This window comes from Reyranella sp. (assembly GCF_017305915.1).
Classification (GTDB): domain Bacteria; phylum Pseudomonadota; class Alphaproteobacteria; order Reyranellales; family Reyranellaceae; genus Reyranella.
Map to the genome: position 1 here is coordinate 162,920 of NZ_JAFKJN010000016.1, position 21,559 is coordinate 184,478.

The 21,559-nt window shown below is 67.8% G+C and carries 18 protein-coding genes and 1 tRNA gene; 13 read left to right on the forward strand and 6 right to left on the reverse strand.

What is annotated here, in order from left to right:
* Window positions 1-25: 25 nt before the first annotated feature.
* From J0J01_RS15285 to J0J01_RS15320, 8 genes are all read left to right on the forward strand, one after another.
* Window positions 26-1,324 carry a carbohydrate porin gene (locus tag J0J01_RS15285; RefSeq protein WP_296382003.1) on the forward strand — a complete coding sequence of 433 codons (1,299 nt, stop codon included), beginning with the start codon at window positions 26-28 and terminating at the stop codon, window positions 1,322-1,324.
* 36 nt (window positions 1,325-1,360) lie between these two features.
* The gene (locus J0J01_RS15290) at window positions 1,361-2,461 is read left to right on the forward strand and encodes a hypothetical protein (RefSeq protein ID WP_296382005.1); all 1,101 of its coding nucleotides are present in this window, start codon (window positions 1,361-1,363) and stop codon (window positions 2,459-2,461) included.
* A gap of 13 nt (window positions 2,462-2,474) precedes the next feature.
* Window positions 2,475-3,287 carry an FAD binding domain-containing protein gene (locus J0J01_RS15295; RefSeq protein ID WP_296382007.1) on the forward strand — a complete coding sequence of 271 codons (813 nt, stop codon included), beginning with the start codon at window positions 2,475-2,477 and terminating at the stop codon, window positions 3,285-3,287.
* Complete coding sequence (locus tag J0J01_RS15300) at window positions 3,284-6,013, forward strand: molybdopterin cofactor-binding domain-containing protein (protein WP_296382009.1); 2,730 nt, start codon at window positions 3,284-3,286, stop codon at window positions 6,011-6,013. Before J0J01_RS15295 ends, J0J01_RS15300 begins: the two co-directional genes overlap by 4 nt.
* Window positions 6,010-6,954, forward strand: coding sequence for an antibiotic biosynthesis monooxygenase (locus J0J01_RS15305; protein WP_296382011.1), 945 nt, complete (start codon window positions 6,010-6,012; stop codon window positions 6,952-6,954). Before J0J01_RS15300 ends, J0J01_RS15305 begins: the two co-directional genes overlap by 4 nt.
* Before the next feature lie 29 nt (window positions 6,955-6,983).
* Window positions 6,984-7,976: a glycosyltransferase family 2 protein gene (locus tag J0J01_RS15310; RefSeq protein WP_296382013.1), complete on the forward strand. Its 993-nt coding sequence runs from the start codon at window positions 6,984-6,986 to the stop codon at window positions 7,974-7,976.
* 58 nt (window positions 7,977-8,034) lie between these two features.
* Window positions 8,035-9,441 (forward strand): tetratricopeptide repeat protein, encoded by a 1,407-nt coding sequence (locus J0J01_RS15315; RefSeq protein ID WP_296382015.1) that lies wholly within the window; start codon window positions 8,035-8,037, stop codon window positions 9,439-9,441.
* A 119-nt stretch (window positions 9,442-9,560) separates the two neighbouring features.
* Entirely contained in the window at window positions 9,561-12,368 is a 2,808-nt protein-coding gene (locus J0J01_RS15320; protein ID WP_296382016.1) for a FecR domain-containing protein, read from the forward strand.
* Window positions 12,369-12,375: 7 nt separating this feature from the next.
* On the opposite strand, the gene mobB is transcribed toward J0J01_RS15320, so the two are convergent.
* From mobB to J0J01_RS15335, 3 genes are read right to left on the reverse strand one after another with little or no spacing between them, the layout of a single operon-like run.
* Window positions 12,376-12,855, reverse strand: coding sequence for a molybdopterin-guanine dinucleotide biosynthesis protein B (mobB, locus tag J0J01_RS15325; RefSeq protein WP_296382018.1), 480 nt, complete (start codon window positions 12,853-12,855; stop codon window positions 12,376-12,378).
* Complete coding sequence (gene fdhD, locus J0J01_RS15330; RefSeq protein ID WP_296382020.1) at window positions 12,852-13,676, reverse strand: formate dehydrogenase accessory sulfurtransferase FdhD; 825 nt, start codon at window positions 13,674-13,676, stop codon at window positions 12,852-12,854. The genes mobB and fdhD overlap by 4 nt, the downstream gene beginning before the upstream one ends.
* Window positions 13,677-13,678: 2 nt before the next feature.
* Window positions 13,679-14,149: a DUF992 domain-containing protein gene (locus J0J01_RS15335; RefSeq protein WP_296382021.1), complete on the reverse strand. Its 471-nt coding sequence runs from the start codon at window positions 14,147-14,149 to the stop codon at window positions 13,679-13,681.
* A gap of 146 nt (window positions 14,150-14,295) precedes the next feature.
* Here J0J01_RS15335 and ydiK point away from each other — a divergent pair, with 146 nt between their 5' ends.
* Window positions 14,296-15,345, forward strand: coding sequence for an AI-2E family transporter YdiK (gene ydiK / locus J0J01_RS15340; RefSeq protein WP_296382023.1), 1,050 nt, complete (start codon window positions 14,296-14,298; stop codon window positions 15,343-15,345).
* Here the strand turns inward: ydiK and senA are convergent.
* Window positions 15,342-16,661 (reverse strand): selenoneine synthase SenA, encoded by a 1,320-nt coding sequence (gene senA, locus J0J01_RS15345; protein ID WP_296382025.1) that lies wholly within the window; start codon window positions 16,659-16,661, stop codon window positions 15,342-15,344. The two genes, ydiK and senA, sit on opposite strands and share 4 nt — an antisense overlap.
* Between senA and senB the strand changes: the two genes are divergently transcribed.
* From senB to J0J01_RS15365, 4 genes are all read left to right on the forward strand, one after another.
* Complete coding sequence (gene senB / locus J0J01_RS15350; RefSeq protein WP_296382027.1) at window positions 16,660-17,607, forward strand: selenoneine biosynthesis selenosugar synthase SenB; 948 nt, start codon at window positions 16,660-16,662, stop codon at window positions 17,605-17,607. The genes senA and senB overlap by 2 nt on opposite strands.
* Before the next feature lies 1 nt (window position 17,608).
* Window positions 17,609-18,688 (forward strand): helix-turn-helix domain-containing protein, encoded by a 1,080-nt coding sequence (locus tag J0J01_RS15355; protein ID WP_296382029.1) that lies wholly within the window; start codon window positions 17,609-17,611, stop codon window positions 18,686-18,688.
* A gap of 69 nt (window positions 18,689-18,757) precedes the next feature.
* Window positions 18,758-19,531, forward strand: a complete 774-nt coding sequence (locus J0J01_RS15360; RefSeq protein WP_296382031.1) for a sterol desaturase family protein — start codon at window positions 18,758-18,760, stop codon at window positions 19,529-19,531.
* Entirely contained in the window at window positions 19,528-19,974 is a 447-nt protein-coding gene (locus J0J01_RS15365) for a DUF2147 domain-containing protein (protein WP_296382033.1), read from the forward strand. Before J0J01_RS15360 ends, J0J01_RS15365 begins: the two co-directional genes overlap by 4 nt.
* A 19-nt stretch (window positions 19,975-19,993) precedes the next feature.
* Here J0J01_RS15365 and J0J01_RS15370 read toward each other — a convergent pair whose 3' ends face one another.
* Together J0J01_RS15370 and J0J01_RS15375 are read right to left on the reverse strand one after the other, a co-directional pair.
* Window positions 19,994-21,262, reverse strand: coding sequence for an SGNH/GDSL hydrolase family protein (locus J0J01_RS15370; RefSeq protein ID WP_296382035.1), 1,269 nt, complete (start codon window positions 21,260-21,262; stop codon window positions 19,994-19,996).
* A gap of 67 nt (window positions 21,263-21,329) precedes the next feature.
* Window positions 21,330-21,425, reverse strand: a tRNA-Sec gene (locus tag J0J01_RS15375).
* Window positions 21,426-21,559 lie beyond the last annotated feature (134 nt).

Sequence of the window (21,559 nt, forward strand, 5' to 3'; positions counted from 1 at the left end):
CAGTGGGAACGTGCGATGCGCGCGTGTGCGCCGGCGCCTGCGGGCCCTCTGGCTCGGGGCGCTGTGCGGCACCTCGCTGCTCGCGAACGCAGCCGTCGCGCAGCCCGTATCGGACCGTCCGGCCGTCGCCTCGGTCACCGGCAACCCCGCTGCCACGACCTTCTCTACCGGCACCGGCCAGCTCGGCCGCTGGCTCGGCCTGCGCGACGAATGGGGACTGGCGCTCGGCGGCGTCTGGCTGGCCGACACCAATCTCGTCGCAGCCGGCGGCGTGCATCCCGGCAGCACGACCAACAACAGCGCCCTGTTCGTGAGCCTCGGCATAAATGCCGAGAAGCTGGCCGACTGGCGCGGCGCCGCCTTCGGCTTCCAGTTCCTCCAGTTCAACGGCGGCGACACCAACGCCGACGCCGGCACGATCACCGGCTACAACGGCATCACCGGACCGCTACCGCACAACCGCTCGGAGCTCTTCCAGGCCTGGTACGAACAGGTCCTGGTGAAGGACGTGCTGAAGGTCCGCATCGGCCGCAGCGCGCCGTCCGCCGACTTCAACAACGTGACGCGCCCGGTGGCATTCGACGACGCCACACAGAACATCCCGTCGGTCAGCGGCCTGCTCTACACCACGATCTTCGCCAACGGCTCGATGCTCGACATCCTGCCCGGCTACTACAATCCGGGCGACGGCATCACCGTCAGCTTCACGCCGACCACCCAGTTCTACGTCAATGTCGGCGCCTACGACGGCAACCTGGCGCGCGGCATCCAGACCGGCCTGACGGGGCCGCAGCTCAACGGCTACTACACCATGATCGCCGAGATGGGCTTCGACTGGGTGCTCGGCGAAGGCCGCAATCCCGGCCAGCTCGGCATCGGCTTGTGGCGCCATACCGGCCAGCTCACCGCGCCGGGCGGCATCACCCAGGACAGCACCGGCGGCTTCTACCTGTTCGGCTCGCAGCGCCTCGCATTCGGGCTGAACGACCGGGTCACCGCCTCGTCGATCTCCGCCTTCTACCAGCTCGGCTTCAACGATTCGCAGACGCTGCCGATCAACCAGTACTACGGCGCGGGCCTCACCGCCTTCGGCCTGATCGGCGACCGCGAGCGCGATTCGATGGGCATCGGCATCGGCGTGTCGCGGACCAACCCGAACGTGTTCGTGCGGCCGACCGAGGTGATCCTGCAGGCCTACTACCAGGCCCACTTGTTTGCTGCGATATTTCTACAACCTACTATCAGCTACATACCGACGCCGGGGGCAGTCGCGAGCGCGCCGGGCGCGCTGACCACGACCATGCGGTTGACGGTGCTTTTCTAGGGTAAACCTTCGTGAAAGGACAAAAGGGGTAAGCAGATGAAAGTTATGTTGTCGCGGCTGGCGATCGGCGTGATCGCGGCCGGTCTTGCCGTGGGCTCGGCCTCGGCGCAGAGCACCGGTCTGCCGGACTATCTCTCGACCATCGCCGGCACGACGCCGCCGGCCCCGGCCGATCTCGCGTCCAAGAACGTGCAGCAGCTCAACGTCAGCATGTTCGCGCTCTACGACAATGCGGGCCAGACCTTCCGCAAGAACATCCTGGCCAAGCACCCGATCATCCTCGCGCTGTTCTCGGGTGCCGGCGGCCGGATGATCCTTTACCGGCCGGGCCAGGCGCCGCTCGACGCGCCGGGCGTGCCTCGCAAGTACCAGGTGCAGAAGTCGCTCGGCCACAGCGTGATGGCGATCTCCGAGGTCGTCATGCCCTACCTCAACAACGCCAACGACAAGACCTGGGTGGCGCCGATGCGCGCCTACCTCACCGAGATGAAGAGCGCGCTCGAGGGCATCGATGCCGCCGATCAGGACGCCGACTGGAAGCCCAACTCGCGCGCCATCCTCGAGAACAACATCGCCTTCATGGAGGATTGCCTTGCCAAGGGCGTGATCGCGATGGATGCCCTGCAGGCCTACGCCAAGAAGCAGGGTCCGTTCATCAAGCTCGCGATCAACTGGGCGGCCTCGACCCAGGTCAAGCACTGGATGGAGGTGCTCGACGGCTGGAAGGCCCAGCTCGGCGCCGACTGGGACAAGACCTACGCCGCGTCGAACACCATCTACGTGGCGCGCCAGAACAACGTGCTGTTCAGCGTGCTGGCCCAGTACTTCGGCCCCGAGGCGATCAACGACCGGCTGATGCTGATCGAGACGATCTCCTTCACCACGACGCCTGAGGACATGCTGGTGTCGCTGGTGCGCATCATCTCCGACCGCTCGGTCGGCGCACTGTACTTCAACTCCTATCACCTGATGGACTACGAGCTGATGGGAGGCGACGCGCGCAAGACCATCGTTTCGGAGATGCAGCGTCGCGGCAAGCAGCCCTTCCTGCCGCCAGCCGTGCCGTTCGGCTCCAAGCAGTGGCCGACGCTGATCACGCCCGGCCTGGGCCCGACCTCGCTCGACGACCTGAAGTAAACGGAAGCGCATCATGAACCTGAACACGATCGTTCAAGTGAAGCGGCCGACGTCGTTCGACGAGATCGAATGGCGCGACGGCCACGCCTTCCTCGGCGGCGGCACCTGGCTGTTCTCCGAGCCGCAGGTGACGACCGACACGCTGGTCGACCTCCAGCAGTTCGGCTGGCCGCCGCTCACCGTGACGCCGGCCGGGCTGGAGATCGCCGCGACAGCCAAGATCGTCGACCTGCACAAGTTCAAGCCGCCGGCCGACTGGGGGGCGGCGCCGCTGTTCCAGCAATGCATCGACGCCTTCCTGATGTCGTTCAAGATCTGGAACGCGGCGACCGTGGGCGGCAACCTCGTGATGTCGCTGCCGGCCGGCGCAATGGTCTCGCTGACCGCGGGACTCGAGGGCGTCTGCACCCTGTGGCCGCAGAACGGCCAGCCGCGCCAGGTGCCGGTGGTCGACTTCGTCACCGGCATGCACACCAACGTGCTGCAGAAGGGCGAGCTGCTGCGCTCGATCCTGCTGCCGATGTCGGCCCTCAAGAAGCGGGCGGCGATGCGCCAGGTATCGCTGACCAAGTTCGGCCGCTCGGCGGCGCTGATCATCGCCACCGTCGGCGACGACGGACAGGACTTCCTGCTGACCGTCAGCGCGGCGACGCCGCGACCGGTCCATTTGCGCTTCGCCAAGACGCCGAGCGCCACCGAGCTGCATCGCGCCATCGACCGGCGCCTGCCGCCCGACGCCTGGTTCAACGACGTCCACGGCTCGGCGCCCTACAAGCGCCACATCACCCTCTACCTGGCCGAGCAGATTCGCGCGGAGCTGTCATGAGCAACTACGACGTCAACGGCCACCTCTACTCGGCCGAACCGAAGCCGGGCCAGTGCCTGCGCACCTTCCTGCGCGACCTCGAGGTGTTCGGCGTCAAGAAGGGCTGCGACGCGGGCGACTGCGGCGCCTGCACGGTGTGGGTCGACGGCGAGCCGTTCCATTCCTGCCTGGTGCCGGCCTTCCGCGGCGCCGGCCGCAAGATCACCACGATCGAAGGCCTTTCCAAGAACGGCAGCTTGCATCCGGTCCAGCAGGCCTTCCACGATGCCCAGGCCTTCCAGTGCGGCTTCTGCGCCGCCGGCATGATGATGACGACGGCGTCCAAAGCCTTCGACGATCACCGCAAGGCAGACCTGCCGCATGCGCTGAAGGGCAACATCTGCCGCTGCACCGGCTATCGCTCGATCGTCGATGCGCTGCATGGTAAGATCAACATCGAGGAGGATGTCGCCGGCAATGCGCTCGGCGCCAACATCCCCAACCCGCACACCGACGCCATCCTGACCGGCCATGCGCGCTACACCATGGACATCGCGATGGACGGCATGCTGCACCTCAAGGTGCTGCGCTCGCCGCACGCCCATGCGCGGCTGAAATCGATCGACAAGAGCGAGGCGCTCGCCATTCCGGGCGTGGTCGCGGTCTATACCTGGGAGGACGTGCCGCGCCGGCTCTACAGCACCGCGCTGCACGAGGACCATCTGGTCGATCCCGACGATACCTACATGCTCGACAATGTCGCGCGCTTCGTCGGCCAGCGGCTGGCGGCGGTGGTCGCCGAGACCGAGGCGGCGGCCGAGGCCGGCGTGCGCGCCGTCCACATCGACTACGAGATCCTGCCGGCGGTGTTCGATCCCGTGGCGGCGATGGAGCCCGGCGCGCCCTTGCTGCACGACAAGGACGTGGTCACCCAGAGCGGCAACCTGTTCTGCACCCTGCAGGGCGAGCTCGGCAACATTGCCAAGGGCTTCGCCGAAGCCGACGCCGTGCACGAGCAGACCTACTCCACCTCGCGCGTGCAGCACGTCCATCTCGAGACCCACGGCTCGATCGCCTACAAGGGCGAGGACAATCGCTGGCACGTCCGCACCAGCAGCCAGGGCCCCTTCGCGGTCCAGAAGAAGCTCGCCTATCTCACCGGCGTGCCGGGGCGCGAGATCCATGTCTTCACCGAGCGGGTCGGCGGCGGCTTCGGTGGCAAGCAGGAGATGGTGTCGGAGGACCTGCCGCTGTTCGCCACCATGAAGCTCGCCGGCCGGCCGGTGAAATGGGAATGGACGCGTGAGGAGGAGTTCATCGGCGCCACGACCCGGCACCAGATGACCACGCGGGTCAAGATCGGCGCCAGGAAGGACGGCACGCTGACCGCGATGGAAGTGCACGTCGTGTCCAACACCGGCGCCTACGGCAACCACGGCAGCGAGACGCTGGCTGCGGCGATGGCGAGCCCGATCGCGGCCTATCGCTGCGACAACAAGAAGGGCATCGGCCAGGTCGTCTATACCAACATGACGCCGGGCGGCGGCTTCCGCGGCTACGGCGCCTCGCAGACCACCTTCGCCATCGAATGCGCGATGGACGACCTCGCCCGCCTGCTCAAGCTCGATGCCGTCGAGCTGCGGCGCAAGAACGTGGTGCGGCCGGGCGACAACGTAGAATCGATCTGGCAGGAGCCGGGCGACGCGAGCTTCGGCAGCCACGGCATCGACCAGTGCCTCGACATCGTCCAGCGCGAGCTGAAGAAGGGCAACGGCGTCGCCAGGCCGGCCGGCGAGGCGTGGCTCGAAGGCAGCGGCCTGGCGCTCGCCATGCTGGAATGCGGACCGCCGACCGAGCATCGCTCGAGCGCCGAGATGCACCTGAAGCCCGACGGCACCTACCATCTCGCCTGCGGCACGTCGGAGTTCGGCAACGGCATCTCGACGGCGATCAAGCAGATCGCCGCCAGCATCCTGGGCGTCCGCTCCAAGGACGTGTCGCTGACCAACGCCGACACCGACCGCTCGCCCTACGACACCGGCACCTTCGCCAGCACCGGCACGGTGGTCGCCGGCAAGGCGACGCACATCACCGCCGAAGCGATGCGCGATGACATCCTCGACTTCGCCGCGCGCCACACCGGCGCCGATCGCGGCCAGTGCCGGCTCGACAACGACGCGGTGATCTGCGGCAACAAGCGGATCCTGCTGAAGGAGCTGCATGCCGCCGGCGCCAGGGTGAACCACCGCTTCACGGTCGGCCGCCGCGCCTACCTGTCGCCGCGCTCGATCGCCTTCAACGTGCAGGGCGTGCGGCTGGCGGTGCACAAGGTCACCGGCGAGGTCCGCATCCTGCACAGCGTGCATGCCGCCGACATCGGCCGGCCGATCAACCCGATGCAGTGCCGCGGCCAGCTCGATGGCGCGGTCGCCATGGGCTACGGCTGGGCGCTGGTCGAGAACATGGTGCACGACGAGGGCGGCCATATGGTGAACGCCCAACTGCGCAACTGCCGGGTGCCGGCCTTCGCCGACACGCCGCACACCGACCTGTTCTTCGCCGACACCGTCGACACGATCGGTCCGCTGGGCGCCAAGTCCCAGGGCGAATGCGCCATCAATCCGGTGGCGCCGGCCGTCTCGAATGCGCTCGCCAATGCCACCGGCGTTCGGTTCGCCCATCTGCCGTTCACGCCCGACCGGCTGTTCGGCGACCTGGCAGCGCGATCAGGGGCTTCGCGGTCATGAGCGTCACCATCGTCACCCAGACGGCGGTGAAGCCGGACAGCGCCGAGGCGTTCGCCCGCTGGCAGGGCGAGACCAGCACGATCATCACGGCGTTCCAGGGCTTCATCGAGCAGCGCCTGCTGCCGCCCAATCCGCCGGTGCAGGTCGACTGGGTGATCCTGCAGCGCTTCGCCGCCATCGAGGATGCCCAGCGCTGGCTGGGCTCGCCGGAGCGGGCGAGGCGCCTGGAGGGCGTGGCATCGATGCTGATCGGGCGCGACGACGTCCACATCGTGCGCGACGACGACGGCCGCAAGCCCGCGCCGGTGTCGGCCGTCATCAGCACCCGGGTGAAGCCCGGCAAGGAGGCCGAGTACCGCGCCTGGGAGCGCAGGATCGCGGCCGCCCAGTCGACCGCGCCCGGCCTGCAGGGCTACCGCTTCGAGCCGCCGGTGCCCGGCGTGCAGGACGACTTCGTCGCCATCCTGCGCTTCGACGGCGAGACCAACCTGCAGGCCTGGCTCGATTCGCCGATGCGCAAGCAGCTGATCGAGGAGGCCGCTCCCCTCACCGAGGAGTTCCATGCGCGGCTGGCGCGCTCCGGTTTCGAGCAGTGGTTCCGCAACGATGCGGCGGAAGCGGCCGGGCCGCTTCCGGTGTGGAAGATGGACATGGTGGTCCTGCTGCTGCTGTACCCGATCGTCTTCCTGTGGGGCGTCTGGGTCGGCACGCCGCTGCTGGCCCAGAAGTGGCAGCTGCCCTTCGCGGTCAATCTGTTCATCGGCAACATCTTCAGCGTCGCCCTGACCGGGTTCCTGGTGCCCTGGACGGCCAACGGTCCGCTGTCCTGGTGGCTGCGGCCCAGGAACCCCAGACAGGCCATGGGCGTGCATCTCCTGGGCGCAGGGCTCGTCTGCGCGATCTATGCGGCCTGCGTCTGGGCCTTCTGGAAGCTCTTCTAGGAGCGCGGCAGGCGGGCTAGAAGAGCCGCGTGCCAGAGACCAAGCTCCCGCGCGTGTCGGTGGTCGTCACGTGCTTCAACTGCCCGGACTATGTCGGCGACGCCATCCGCTCGGTCGCGCGCCAGAGCTTCCGTGACTTCGACTGCGTGATCGTCGACGACGCCTCGACCGACAATTCTGCCGCCGTCGTGCAGCAGGTGCTCGACGAGCTCGCCGACCCGCGCTTCCGCCTGATCCGGCTGGAAAAGAACGTCGGCCAGACCGGCGCCACGCGACGCGGGCTGGCCGCGACCCTGGCGCCGTTCGTCTGCTTCCTCGATTCCGACGATCTGTGGAACGCGGACTTCCTCGAGCGCCATCTCGCGGCCCATCTCAACGAGAGCTATGCGGTGGGCTTCACCGCCAGCAATGCCCGGCTGATCGACGGCCAGGGATCGGTGATCGCGGGCGGCGTCTACTGGTTCGGCGAGGACCGCGCGGTCACCGACCGCGGCCGGTCCGCCCCGCTCGACCCGGCGCGGGTCCCGAGGCTCGATACCGCCAACGGCAAGGCCGAGTGGCGCACGCAGACGCCGTACCGGCTCTACACCAAGCGGCTGGTGCATTGGGTGTGGGTCTCGACGTCGTCGATGATGTTCCGCCGCTCGCTGATCGACCTGGTCTTCCCGGCCGACGACGAGATCTTCCGCCTGCACATGGATTTCTACGTCGTGGTCATGGCCCAGATGGTGGCGGGCTCGCTGCTGATCGACGAGCCGCTCTATTCCTACCGCCTGCACGGCCGCAACGGCGCCGCCGACAATCCGGTGCTGGGCGGCCGGCTCCACCTCTCGGCGCGCAACTGGGGCGACACCCACGCCCGCATGCTCGACCGCATGCTGGCGACCATGATCTCCGACCGCGAGCGGTTCATCACCGCTCTGGGCGAAAAACAGTACGGGCGAATGTTATTCCGCATGCGAGCAGCGCGGGCCAATGCACTGATTGCATGGGTATTTATCCTCCGTAGCTGGTTGATCTGAGACCTTCCTTCAGTCATTCTGCCAATAGGTCTTCCCCAATAGGCCTAAGAGTGGGGTTTTGCGGCTTAGAGTATGGGCGCTGCTCGGCGTGCTTGCCGTTTGCGGCGGCTTGGGTTCGCGCCCATTTGCCGTGCCGCCGGCGTACGCCCAGGCACCGGCCGCCGGCGCCCCAGCCGCGCCGCCCGCGAACCCGACCGCAACCAGCAAGGCTGAGCTGGATCGCCAATACGACGCCGCCTTCCAGGAGATGCTGCAGAAGCCGGCCGATCTCGACGTGCTGTTCAAGTTCGCCGCGATCGCCAGCCAGACCGGCGACCTCGAGGGTGCGATCTCGGCCCTCGAGCGCATGCTGCTGATCAACGCGAACCTGCCGCGCGTGCGGCTGGAGCTGGGCGTTCTCTATTACCGGTTGAACTCCTACGAGGTCGCCCGCACCTACCTCGAGGGCGCGTTGCAGTCGCCCAGCGTGCCTCCGGACGTGCGCAACCGGGCCGAGCAGTTCCTGGCGCAGATCGTGAACCAGGCGAAGCCCTCGCAGTTCCATGGCGAGGCCTTCGTCGGCTTCCGCTACCAGTCGAACGCCAATCTCGGTCCGGCGACCTCCGCGGTGCGCCTGTTCGGCCAGGCCGCCAACCTCAACCAGCAAGCCATCGGCTCGCCCGACTGGGGCGCAGTCAGCACGCTGCAGGTGCGCCACACCTACGATTTCGGCACCCAGGACAAGGCGACGCTGGAGACCTTCTTCACCGGCTACGCCAACCGGCAGTTCACCCAGTCGGCGGCCAATGTCTGGCTGCTCGACCTGACGACCGGCCCGCGCTTCCAGGTCTTCAACGGCACGTTCGAGGACATGACGGTCAAGCCGTTGCTGGCGGCCGGCGCGATCTGGGTGAACGACACGTATTACTACGCAAGCTACGGCGGCGGCGTCGAGGTCAACACCCTGCTGTCCGACCGCCTCCGCAACGTCTCGACCGCGGTATGGCGCCGCCACGAGAACACCGACACCGCCTACCTGCCGACCAACAGCCTGTTCAGGGGCACGGAGTACACGTTCAACACCGTGTTTCCCTTCCAGCTGACGCCGATCGTCTCGCTGTTCGGCAGCGGCAGCGCCCAGCGCTTCATGTCCGACCTGGCACCGTGGCAGAGCTACACCCTGTGGGGCATCGGCGGCGGCATGACCTTCCGGTTCGGCGACCCGGTGCTGAAGACCGGCCTGCCGTGGATCGTCAGCCTGACCGCCAGCGAGCAGTGGTGGCACTACGATGCGCCCGACGTGACGGTCGACCCGACCGCCTACCGCGACCAGACGGACTTCATCCTGAATCTGACGCTGGCGGTGCCATTCGATGAGCGCACGACCTTCAGCGTGTCGGGCGGGCGCTTCGTGCGCAACGCGACGCTGCCCAACTACGCGTTCGAGAACAACAACGTGATGTTCGGCGTCAGCTGGCGGTTCTGACATGGCGCAAATCGGGCAAACCGCACACCGTCGCGAAACCCGCGTAACCGACGCGCGCTGGCATGCGCCGTTGCAACTGATAAGGATCGCCTCAGACAACCGTTCTCCGGAGAAACTCGATGGCCAAGAGTAGCTTCGTCGGCTCGTCTCTGTTTCGAGTCACGCTGGTGGGCGTTGCGATGCTCGCCCCGTACGCGCCGCAGGCTCATGCCCGGATCGGTGTCACCTCGGCGACCGACGGCGATCCGCTCGGCAAGCCGCCGCAGGAGAACGAGCGGGTGCTGCGCATCGGCATCGACGTGCAGGCCAACGAGATCGTCACCACCAAGGCCAACGACCGCGCCCACCTGGTCTTCCTCGACGGCACCTCGATCACGGTCGGGCCCAACGCGCAGCTGACGCTCGACAAGTTCGTCTACGACCCCGACACCAAGAAGGGCGAGCTGGCGATCAATGCCACCAAGGGCGTGTTCCGCATCGTCGGCGGCAAGATCAGCAAGACCAACGCCATCATCGTAACGACGCCGTCCAGCACCATGGGCATCCGCGGCGGCATCGCGATCTTCAACGTCAACAGCGTCCAGACCGTCTCGACCTTCGTCTTCGGCTCGAGCCTGACCGTGAACGGCGGCGGCGCGACCCAGACCATCACTCGGCCCGGCTCGCAGGTCGTCACCAACTTCGGCGGCACGCCGGGCAATCCGACGCCGGTGCCGCGCGGCGGGCTGACCGGCAACCTCAACACGCTCGAGGGGGGTACCGGCGGCACGGGCGGCGGCGCCGATCAGCAGTCGCAGAATTCCGGCTTCTCGGGGCAGAACTCGGGCAAGGGCCCGCAGACCTACACCCCGCCGCAGCCGACGACCACGACGACGTCGAACACGACGACCCAGGTCGTCAGCAACACCAACCCGGCGAGCAATGCCAACAGCCAGCCGACCGTCAAGACGACCGCCACCACGACGACGACCACCGAGACGACCAACACGACGCTGATCGTCACCCGCGGCCGCTTCCTGCAGGACACACCCTATCTGCCGGCAACCTTCAATCCCTCCACCCTGAGCGCCGCTCGCAACCCCGACAACAACCAACAGCTTAGCGACAGCGGCAGCGCGTCGAACAAGACGACCACCACCACGACGACCACGACCACCACCGAGACCCAGGGCGGTGCCGTCATCAGCCAGAGCTCGACCAGCAAGTCGTCTTCGGTGACCACCCCGACGCTCGCGACCATCAGTGCGCCGGGCAACGGCTCGTCGAGCGAAGGATCCAGCGGCGGCTCGCTGACCGTGCCGTGGCTGCCAGGCCAGATCTTCCAGTTCAACGTCGACACCTCGTTCGGGCCGGCGAACGGCCTCGGCCTGGTCGCGGCGAACCAGAACTTCTTCGCCTATACTTTCGTCGTCGCAAGCGGGGTGAATGCCGGCCAGAAATTCCTGGTCTTCGGCGGCGACCAGACGCCCAGGGCGAACTTCCCGGTTCAAGGCGTCGGCGCCCAGACGCTGACCAACCTCTCCGGCCCCGGCAATCTGCCGTTCGCCCCGAATTCGGTCGGCGGCGACGCCGGGCTGAAGGCGGCGGCCAACGTCTCGCCGCTCTATTCGGTGTACACACCCAACCTGAACGGCCACGGCACGGCCGTACCCGATGCCCTGCAGGTGACTATCGCCTTCTCCGGCAACACCACGACGCAGAAGTCTTATATGGGCGTGTTCATCTCGAACTACGGCACCGACAGCGCCACCAACACGGTCTATGGCGCCGGCACCTTCATGGATTCCTACCGGCTGGGCGCCAACCAGAGGATCGGCCGCGGGATCTCCTACCAGGCCACCGCCGACACCGGCACAGGCAACGCGATCTATGGCGAGACCGGCCAATACCAGGTCTACGTCCCGGACAAGGTCACGACGACCCGCACCCCGGGCGCGGCGCTCGACCAGTCGGCGGCCAACCAGGTCCCCACCTCCTATTACCCGGTAACGATGGCGACGCCGGTGGCCGACACCGGCACCCTGCCGCCGGACCTCGGCCAGCAGCGCACGACGCAGACCATGGGCGGCTATGTCGGCGGCCTGGTCGAATCGCGCAACGGCAACAGCTTCACCACGCGCATCCCGCTGCTCGCCAGCGGCCCAAGCGATGTCTCGATCTCGACCAACGCGGCGACCAACCAGGCGATGGGCACGATCGTCCTGCGCGGGCTGGACGGCTCGCTGTTCTCGACCACCACCCTGGAGCTCGGCGGCAAGAGCGGCGCCAACGGGCCGGCGAGCGCCTTCATCGACAACAGCCGCTACGCGATGATCACCCAGACCAACGACTCCGACCGGCAGTCGAAGGTGCAGGACCTGTTCCACACCTACAACATCACCGACAACACCATGTTGGCGAGCTACAAGACCGCGCCGGCGGCATTGCCGGGCGGCGTGCAGCCCTGCACCTGCGAGTATCTGAGCTGGGGCTTCTGGAGCTCGAACATCAACTACACCGGCGGCTACCGCAACGGGCAGACCGACAACATCAACCTCGGCAGCTACGTCGTCGGCCAGCTGACGACCGCGCTGCAGATGCCGCAGACCGGGACCGCCACCTACAACGGCTTCATGATCGGCAACGTGCAGAACGGCAACAACGCCTATGTCGGGAGCGGCACCTACAGCATGCCGTGGAACTACGCCAATCGCGCCGGCACCTTCAGCGCCACGTTCGACGGCACCCAGTATGGCGGCCTGGTGGCCGCGCAGCCCGGTTCCGGTGGCGTCAATTTCGCCGGCGCCTTCGGCAGCGCCAATCTCCGGGTCGGTGCGCTGGTCGGCTCCTTCTTCGGACCGCAAGCGCAGAACCAGGGCGGCGCCTTCACCATCGGCAACAACTTCACGAGCTACAAGGCATCCGGCATCTTCGCCGGCCAGAAGTGACCGACCCCTAGGCCCGTCCGATTCGCGCGGCGATGAAGTCGGCGATGCCGGCGATGTCGTCGCGCGCGAACGATGGCAGACCGCTCGGCCGGCTGTCTGAGGCGATGGCGACGATGTTGTGCGTCGCCACGTCCATCGGCTGCGTGTCGTCCGAGCGCACCTCGATCTTGGGATGCGACTCTTGCTTGAAGCCCTCGACCAGCACCAGGTCGGCCGGCGCCAGCCGCGCCAGCACCTCGGCCAGGGTCGCCTCTTCCTGCTCGCGCATGATGGCGTAGCGCGGGCCCGTCACCAGCGCGACCTCGGTCGCGCCGGCGGCGCGATGGCGGAACGAATCGGTGTCGGGCTTGTCGATGTCGGCCGCGTGATGGGCATGCTTGACCGTGGCGACGCGCCAGCCGCGGCGCACGAACTCGGCGACCAGCCGCTCGGTCAGCGTGGTCTTGCCCGCATTCTTCCAGCCGGTGACGCCGAAAACTGGGCTCACGCCTCGATCCGTTCGCCGTGGGCGTAGACGGTGAGCCGGTTGTCGCGCACGAAGGCGACCAGCGCCAGGCCCGCCTGCTCCGCCGTGGCGATCGCTAGCGAGGTCGGCGCCGACACCGCGGCGATCGCGGCCGCATCGATCGCCGCCGCCTTCTGCACCATCTCGTAGGAGCAGCGGCTGGTGACCACGACGAAGCCACCGTCCCGCTCCCCTGGGCCGCCGCGATCCATCTTGGCCAGCGCGCCGGCGAGCTTGTCGAGCGCGTTGTGGCGGCCGACATCCTCGCGCACCAGCAGCAGGCTGCCGTCGGCGCGCGCCCAGCCCGCGGCGTGGGTGGCGCCGTTGTCCTTGTTGATGCGCTGCTCGCCGGGCAGCGCCGCCATCGCCCGCGTGATCGCCGCGCGCGACACCGTCGCCGTGGCGCGCGTCGCCGGCACCGGCCGCAACGCCGCCTCGAGGCTGTCGACGCCGCACAGGCCGCAGCCGGTGCGGCCGGACATGCTGCGGCGGCGCTCCTGCAGCACCGCCATGCGCTGGTTCGCGATCTGGAGGTTGACCTCGATGCCACGGCCGCCGAACGCGGTCCCGCGATCCTCGACCTCGATGTCGTAAATCTCCGACGGCTTTTCGACGATGTGCTCGGTGAGCGAGAAGCCGCGGGCGAAGTCCTCGAGGTCGCAGGGCGTGGCCATCATCACGGCATGGCTGATGCCATTATAGACCAGCGCCACCGCCACCTCCTCGGCGACGACCTCGTCGCGCAGCTCGGCGCCGGCGGCCGTCAGCCGCCGGGCCTGCAGATGGATCGAGCCGCCGTCCACGCCTAGCGGACGGGCTTGAGCGTCACGCCGGCGACGCCGGCGGCGATGTTCAGGCCGGCGCTGCCTTCGACGCTGACCGGCTGCAGCGTGATCTGCTTGTTCGAGCCGCCGAGCAGCACGTTGGCGCCGACGCCGGCGCCGACCGTGGCGCTCGCGGTGGCGCCGCCATACTCGCCGGCCAGCGCGCCTTTGGCGACCGTACCGGGCGCAAACACCAGCCAGACCATCTGCGCTTCCTTGGTGAATCCGATGTCGACGCCGTACTTGTTGATCGTGCCGACATAGCGCTCGCCGGCGCCGTCGGGCCGCACCAGCAGGCAATCCATGTCCTTGGAGGAGCCGAACACGAAGCCCATGCCGCCGGACACGCGGCATTGCAGCGAGCCGACATTAACGCCGTTGATTTGCGCGAATGGCGCACCGGATATCGCCATCGTGGCGGCGCCGACCAGAGCCGACAAAGATCGCTGCATGATCTGCTCCTTCGAAGCGGGGAACGGCCCGACTCTATCCCGCCGGGCAGGCGGGTCCAACCCACCCCTTTGCGGACTTGACCTGCGTCGAGACATGGCACTGCGAAAGCCATAGAATCGGCAGGGACCGGACAGGGGAACCGAAGATGGCGAGCGAGTCGCGCGACCTCACGCGTACCACCCTGGCGGTGCTGTTCATCGGCGGGCTGATGGTGGCTTCGTTCGTGGTGGTGCGGCCTTTCCTCCCCGCCGTAGTGTGGGCGACAACCCTGGTGATCGCGACCTGGCCGCTGATGTTGAGGGTTCAGGCGGCGCTCGGCGGACGGCGCGGCCTGGCGGTGACGGCGATGACCCTGGTGCTCGCACTGGTGGTACTGGTGCCTCTGTCGGTCGCGATCGGCGCCGTGGTGTCCCACTCCGACCGGATCGCCGCCTTCGTCACGGCGGCGCCCAGCCTCCATGTGCCCCCGCCGCCCGGCTGGGTGAGCGACATCCCGCTCATCGGCCGGCCGCTGGCCGAGCGCTGGCTGCGGCTGGCGGAGGCCGGTGTCGACGACGTCCTGCGCCTGGTGCGGCCCTATCTCGGCACCGCGACGCAGTGGTTCGTCGGCCTCGCCGGCGGCGTCGGCGGCACCCTTGTCCATCTCCTGCTCACCATCGTCTTCGCCGCAATCCTCTACGCCCGCGGCGAGAAGGCCGGGGCATGGCTCGTGCGGTTCGGCCGGCGGCTCGCGGGCGACCGTGGCGCGGAGGCTGTCATGCTCGCCGGACAGGCGACCCGCAGCGTGGCCCTCGGCGTCGTCGTCACCGCGATCGCCCAGACCGCCGTGGTCGGCATCGGATTGGCCGTGACCGGCGTGCCGCAGGCGGCGTTGCTCAGCGCCATCGTGCTGCTGCTCTGCGTGGCCCAGCTCGGCCCCGTGGTGGTGGCGGTGCCGGCGATCGTCTGGCTGTTCTGGTCAGGCAATACGGGGCTAGGCATCGTCCTCACCGTCTTCACGATCGTTGCGCTGACGCTGGACAACTTCCTGCGGCCGATCCTGATCAAGCGCGGCGCCGACCTGCCGTTGCTGCTGATCCTGGCCGGCGTGATCGGCGGACTGCTGGCGTTCGGCCTGCTTGGCCTTTTCCTCGGCCCGGTGATCCTGGCGGTCAGCTACACGCTGCTGCAACGCTGGGTCGCCGAAGCCGGCTAGCCGATCGCGCAGCTCCGAAATCCGGCGAACACATCGCAGCGATCCGGCGTGAAGAAATTGCGGTAGGCCGGCCGGGCGATGCGCTGGCTGGTCGCCCAGCAGCCGCCGCGCAGCACCTTGCGCGTGCCGAACCAAGGCTGCGAGTAGTCCTTGTAAGGATCGGCCGCGAAGCCGTCGAACGGCAGGAAGTCCGAGGCCGTCCACTCCCAGACATTGCCGATCATCTGCCGGCAACCGAAGGCGCTGTCGCCCTCGCCCAGCGCCGCGACGTCGATCGGCCCGTCGAAGGCGAAATCCGTATTGGCGCGCGCAGGCGTCGGCGGCGCATCGCCCCACGGCCAGCGCCGGCGCGTGCTGGCGAGCCGATCGCCGGTGGCCTCGCCGACGGCGGCGGCTTCCCACTCGGCTTCGCTCGGCAGCCGCCGCCCGGCCCAGCGGCACCACGCGCTGGCCTCGAACCAGTTCACGAACGCCACGGCCGCATCCGGCGCCAGCGCCTCGACCTCGCGATAGCGCCGCGCCGTCCAGACGCCGTCGCGCTTGGCCACCCAGTAGACGGGATGCTGGGCATCGCGCGCCTGCCGCCAGTCCCAGCCGGCATCGCACCAGAACTCGCGCCGGCGGTAGCCGCCCTCGTCGACGAAGGCGGCGAACTCGGCGTTGGTCACGGCGGCGCGGGCGATCTTGAACGGCGCCAGCTCGACCGGATGAGCCCACTTCTCGTTGTCGAACACGAAACCTTCGGCAGCGCCCGAGCCCAGCCGCCACGAGCCCCCGAGAACGACGGCATCGCCGGCCAGCGCATTCGCGCGCGGATGCGCCGCGCTGCCGAGCCCCTGCGGCGGCGCGTTGGACGAGGTCTGGCGCATGTAGGCTTGGGCCTCGATGTGCATGTCCTCGTGGCGAATCGACAGGTCGTAGAAGTAGCGCATCTCGTCGGAGAGGCTGCGGCCCAGCAGCTCCTCCTGCCGGGCCAGCACGTCGGCCATGTATTGGCGGGTGCCGTCGCGATCGGGCAGGTCGAGATGCCAGCGCATCTTGTGCGCGACGTTGCTCGAGTCCCACAGCGAGTCGCAGCGCTCGATCAGCGGTGCGCGCCGCGCGGCATGACGCAGGGTCCAGTATTCGTGGAACCAGGCGATATGGCCGATCTCCCAGAGTACCGGATTGACGATTTCCCGATACGGGCCCATCAATTCGGCCGATGACAGATCTTCCGTCAAGCGCTCGGTGCGATGACGGGCCTCGCGCAGTTGCGCCACGAGTTCGGTCGCGGATGCTCCGCTGGTCGGCCGAGGTGCATCGCCATGGTCCATGAAGATCGTCCTTATCACACCCCGGGGGCCCAGTTCACGCACCGGCAACCAGGTGGCCGCGTCGCGCTGGGCGGGCATCCTGCGCAAGCTCGGCCATCGCGTTCACGTCGATTTCGACTATGACGGCCGACCGGCCGACATGATGGTCGCGGTGCATGCCTGGCGCAGCGCCGACGCCATCGGACGCTTCAAGACCTGCCATCCGCAGCAGCCGGTGATCCTGCAGCTGAGCGGCACCGACATCTACGAATACCTCGACAGCGATCCGGTCCCGACCTTGCGCTCGATGGAGCTGGCGGACCGGCTGGTCGCTCTGAACGACCTTGCCTGGCGTGTCGTGCCGAAAAGGCTGCGATCCCGCCTGCTGTTCATTCCGCAGTCGGCCGTTCCGCCGGCCAAGAGGACCCCGAGCAAGCGCACCGTGCTCGTCTCGGTCATCGGCCATCTGCGCGACGTCAAGGATCCGCTGCGCGCCGCCGAGGCCGTGCGGCTGCTGCCGGCCGACAGCCATGTCCGGATCGAACAGGTCGGCCGCGCCTATAGCGAAGACTGGGCCGAGCGCGCCCGCGCCGAGATGGCGAGCAACCCGCGCTACGCCTGGCGCGGCGACGTGCCGGCGGCCAGCGTGCGGCGGCTGCTGGCGCGCAGCCACGCCATGGTGATCTCGTCGATCAACGAGGGCGGCGCCAACGTGATCTCCGAAGCGGCGGTCGCCGGCGTGCCGATCCTGGCCTCGCGGATGGACGGCAATGTCGGCTTGCTGGGTGCGGACTATCCCGGCTACTTCCCGGTCGGCGACACCCCCGCCCTCGCCGCTCTCCTCGGCCGCATCGAGCACGACCGGCCCTTCGTGCGGCAGCTCGGCAAGGCGATCGCGGCCCGTGCGGCGATGTTCCGTCCTCGGCGCGAACTCGAGGCCTGGCGGCAGTTGCTGAATGACCTCTGAGATGCTCGCTCTCGTCGACACCGGCCTGCGGGGCGCCGCCATCGCGCTGTTCCTGCTGATCGCGCTCGCCACCCTGCGCCAGGGCCGCAGCCAGCCAGCGGCGCGGCTCGGCGCCCTGCTGTCCCTCGGCGCCGCGGCCTATGCGATCTGTTCCACGCCGGGCCATGCGGCCCATCGATCGTTCTGGCTCGCGCCCATCCTGGTGCTCTGCACCGGCAACATCGTGGTGTTCTGGCTGTTCGCCCGCGCAGTGTTCGACGAACGGTTCCGGCCGAGCGTCTGGCACGGCCTGCTCTGGCTGGCGTTCGCGATCTGGCCGCTGGTGTGGCTGGCCGGGGTCGACTTCACCGATCTCTCCCTGGTGCCGATCGCGCTCCGTCTGGGCGCGATCGTCCTCGCCGTCCTCGTGCTGGTGCAGACGGTGAAGGACTGGCGCGGCGACCTCGTCGAGGGCCGGCGCCGGCTGCGCCTGTTCATCGTGGTCGCCTCCGTCCTGCATACCGCGATCACCGGCTCGGTCGACCTGTCGATCGGCCCCGAGCACGTGCCGCCCTGGCTGCATGCCGTGAACGCCGCCGCTCTTGCGACCATTGCTGCCGTCATCGCCGCCGTCCTGTTGCACGCCAACCTGGAGGCAGTCATCGCGCCGCCGGTCGCCCCGCCGGCCCCGGCCGACCCCGAGGAGGAGCCGCCCAGCCCGGCGCTGCTCGCCAAGCTCGAGCGGCTGATGACCGTGGAGCGGATCTACCGGGGGGAAGGCCTGACGATCGGCGCCCTGGCCAACCGGCTCGAGCTCAGCGAGCGCCGGCTGCGTCAGGTGATCAACCAGGGCCTGGGCCACCGCAACTTCAGCGACTACGTGAACCGCCATCGCCTCGCGGACGCCAGGCAGGCGCTGGCCGACCCGGCCCAGGCGGCGGTGCCGATCGTTACCATAGCGCTTGACTCGGGCTTCCAGTCGCTCGGACCCTTCAATCGCGCCTTCAAGGCCGAGTCGGGCATGACGCCCACCGAATTCCGCCGGACGTCGGCCAAAACCTCCCCGGAAGGCTCGCCGAATCCGGAATCGGCAAGGCGATAGCCGACTTCGGCGCGAACGAACCCGACCCGCGGCGCACGATGCATCGACCAACCCGAAGGGGATCGATCGATGAACGACCTGTTACGCACCTATCTCGAGGCCTTGCCCGGCTCGTGGCTCATGGACACCGGCCGATACGTCGTGGCCGCATCGGCGATGGCGGCCATTCTCGCCCTCGGCGGTAAGGCGCTGGCCCGACGTAAATTGCAGTCGCGCCGGGCGTCGGGCCGCGACATCCGCCGCGAGATCCTGGCCTCGCTGCGGTCGGCGCTGGTCTTCGCCTTGCTCGGCACGATCGTCATCGTCGGCGATCGCGCCGGCTGGATGACGCTCTACAAGGGGTTCGGCCAGGCCGGCCCGCTCTATTTCGGCGTGTCGCTCGCGGCGATGCTGGTCGTCCACGACGCCTATTTCTACTGGACCCATCGCGCGATGCATCACCGCCGCCTGTTCGGCCTGTTCCATCGTACGCATCACCTGTCCCGCACACCAACGCCGTGGGCCGCCTACGCCTTCGCCGTGCCCGAGGCGATCGTGCACGGCGCCTTCGTGCCGCTGTTCCTGCTGTTCGTGCCGATGCACGTCCTGGCGCTGCTCGCTTTCGTGGCGATCCAGATCGCGCGCAACGTCATGGGGCACGCCGGGACCGAGATACATCCCCGCGCCTTCGGTCCCGGCCATTGGCTCGGCTGGAACAACACCACGACGCATCACGACCTGCACCATGAGCACGGCCGCTACAACTACGGCCTCTACTTCCGCTGGTGGGACAAGCTCATGGAAACCGAGCACCCGGACTATCGCCGCAAGTTCGAGGCGGTCACCCAGCGGGTGGCGCCATGAGGGCCTTCCTTGCACTGACTGCCGCCCTGTCGATCGCCGCCGCGCCGGCGGCGGCACAGACCGACGTGCTCGGGCGATGGGCGACACCGGGCGTTTCCGCCGTGGTCGAGCTGGCCCGCTGCGGCGATGCGCAAACGCTGTGCGGCACCATCCACTGGCTATGGGACGCGGTCGACGCCAGGGGCCGGCCGCGACCCGATGCCAACAACACCGACCAGTCGCTGCGCACACGACCGATGGTCGGCCTCTCGATCCTGTCCGACCTCAAGCCGCGCGCCGACGGTTGGTCGGGACAGATCCACAATCCCGAGGACGGACAAACCTATCGCGCCACGCTGCGGCGCGTGGCGGCGGACACGCTCGAGATCGAAGGCTGCGTCCTGGTGATCTGCAGGAAGCAGATCTGGCGGAGGGCATCGGCGCTCGCTGAGGCGCTGCGATGAACCGGGCCGAAGGCGCGAGTCAATCCGCGGGAACGCGGGCGAACCGATCCGACAGTTGCCTGAAGACACGAGTGGCGGCGATATCCAGGCCCCGCTCCGTCCAGTGACCGTCGCCCTTCCTGTAGGTGCCCGGTACGCCGTCGAAATCCGTCTTCAGGTCGATGACGGACAATTCGGTTTTCCTGAGCGCCTTGACCAGCAGGTCATGGCGCAAGTCGCATTGCACGTACCAGCTATAGAAATTCGGCCAAGGTCTCCAGAATTCGGCGAACTCGGGATCGACGCTGCCAGCCGGGATCACGAAGATGTCGAGCGGCACGCCCTTCGATCGCGCAACGCGATCCATCTCGCGCAGCCACGACAGGTTGGCGTCGATGTCCGCCTGAGTGACGAAGGCTGCCGCATCCTCCCGACTTCGCACCAGGAGGGATGGCAGGTTTTTCGAGTCGGTCTCGACGATGTGGTGCACCAGCCATCCCGGCAAAGACTCATCGTCGGCCTGACGGGCCTCGAAGGCGGTGAGCAGCCGACCGTCACCACGAGACAGGATCTCGGCCAGCGTCGAATCCTCCATCTCGGGAAAATAATTCTGCTTTACGAACTGCACGAGGCGGGCGAGGCGCTCCGGGCGGGGTCCGCGAGCAATGCTCTGCAAGATCTCGAACTCATGCGGAATGAAGCTGTTGGTTCTCAGGAACTCCGAGGCATGCAACCGGTTGACCAATAGCCAGTTGGTTCGGGGCATCACACTGCCGACGATCGAACGGCCCGGGGACTCGTCGATCAGCGGCGGAGGCCAGTGCGCCGAATAACCCTCGTCGCTCCGGACAAAGTCGTTGCCCGAGAAGAAGAACACGGACACCGAATCCGGCCCGAACGTCATCGCAACATCACGCAGGCGATAGAAGTAGCTCTGGATGCCAGTGCCGCTGACGCCGAAGTTGATCGTCTCGATGCCGGTCGTGCCCCTTGCCGCGAATCGTTGTTCGACCGCCTGAGGCAGCGTCCGGCTGAGAGGCTGGAATTCGACGAAGCTGTCCCCGACGAAGGCGAAACGAGCTTTGGTATCGCGCGGACGAGCGATCGAATGTGCTCCATCGCGCATGCCCCACGAATTGAAGGAAGACCCCTCCGTCTGTAGGTCAGGGGCGATGGAGCGAAGCGCGTAGGCCGGCCAGGGTGGAACGAACATCCGCGCCGCTGACTCGACCAAGGCCAGCCCCACCGCCAGGGAACAGGCCAGCAACGCCGCGGTGCCGGCCCATCTCAGGCGGTGCGCATGCTTCATGAAGCGCCGGACTGTACGTCATCCGGTCCTCATCGTCGACCGCTTCACGGAAGGCGGGACACTTGATTGGCGGAAGAGAGTGGGAGTCGAACCCACTAAGAGCCGTCTGGCGACCCTCTCTGGCTTTGAAGGCCAGCCGCCCCACCGGGAGCGCTTCCCCTCCGCCGCGGATCATGTGTCACCGAAGTTCCCAATTCAAGCCGGCAGCCCGCGAGTCGCGGCGTGCGAAATCCTCGCATGACCGCGGCGAGTAGCGCGACATCAATCAGCAGCAGCAGAACCGGCTGAACAAGCAGA

What these genes read in the sequence shown, in the direction of transcription:
- J0J01_RS15305 (WP_296382011.1), top strand. Translation starts at nt 6,010, where the DNA reads ATGAGCGTCACCATCGTCACCCAGACGGCGGTGAAGCCGGACAGCGCC.
- J0J01_RS15320 (WP_296382016.1), top strand. Translation starts at nt 9,561, where the DNA reads ATGGCCAAGAGTAGCTTCGTCGGCTCGTCTCTGTTTCGAGTCACGCTG.
- J0J01_RS15295 (WP_296382007.1), top strand. Translation starts at nt 2,475, where the DNA reads ATGAACCTGAACACGATCGTTCAAGTGAAGCGGCCGACGTCGTTCGAC.
- senA (WP_296382025.1), bottom strand. Translation starts at nt 16,661, where the DNA reads ATGGACCATGGCGATGCACCTCGGCCGACCAGCGGAGCATCCGCGACC.
- J0J01_RS15370 (WP_296382035.1), bottom strand. Translation starts at nt 21,262, where the DNA reads ATGAAGCATGCGCACCGCCTGAGATGGGCCGGCACCGCGGCGTTGCTG.
- J0J01_RS15300 (WP_296382009.1), top strand. Translation starts at nt 3,284, where the DNA reads ATGAGCAACTACGACGTCAACGGCCACCTCTACTCGGCCGAACCGAAG.
- J0J01_RS15335 (WP_296382021.1), bottom strand. Translation starts at nt 14,149, where the DNA reads ATGCAGCGATCTTTGTCGGCTCTGGTCGGCGCCGCCACGATGGCGATA.
- J0J01_RS15290 (WP_296382005.1), top strand. Translation starts at nt 1,361, where the DNA reads ATGAAAGTTATGTTGTCGCGGCTGGCGATCGGCGTGATCGCGGCCGGT.
- ydiK (WP_296382023.1), top strand. Translation starts at nt 14,296, where the DNA reads ATGGCGAGCGAGTCGCGCGACCTCACGCGTACCACCCTGGCGGTGCTG.
- J0J01_RS15360 (WP_296382031.1), top strand. Translation starts at nt 18,758, where the DNA reads ATGAACGACCTGTTACGCACCTATCTCGAGGCCTTGCCCGGCTCGTGG.
- J0J01_RS15355 (WP_296382029.1), top strand. Translation starts at nt 17,609, where the DNA reads ATGCTCGCTCTCGTCGACACCGGCCTGCGGGGCGCCGCCATCGCGCTG.
- J0J01_RS15365 (WP_296382033.1), top strand. Translation starts at nt 19,528, where the DNA reads ATGAGGGCCTTCCTTGCACTGACTGCCGCCCTGTCGATCGCCGCCGCG.
- senB (WP_296382027.1), top strand. Translation starts at nt 16,660, where the DNA reads ATGAAGATCGTCCTTATCACACCCCGGGGGCCCAGTTCACGCACCGGC.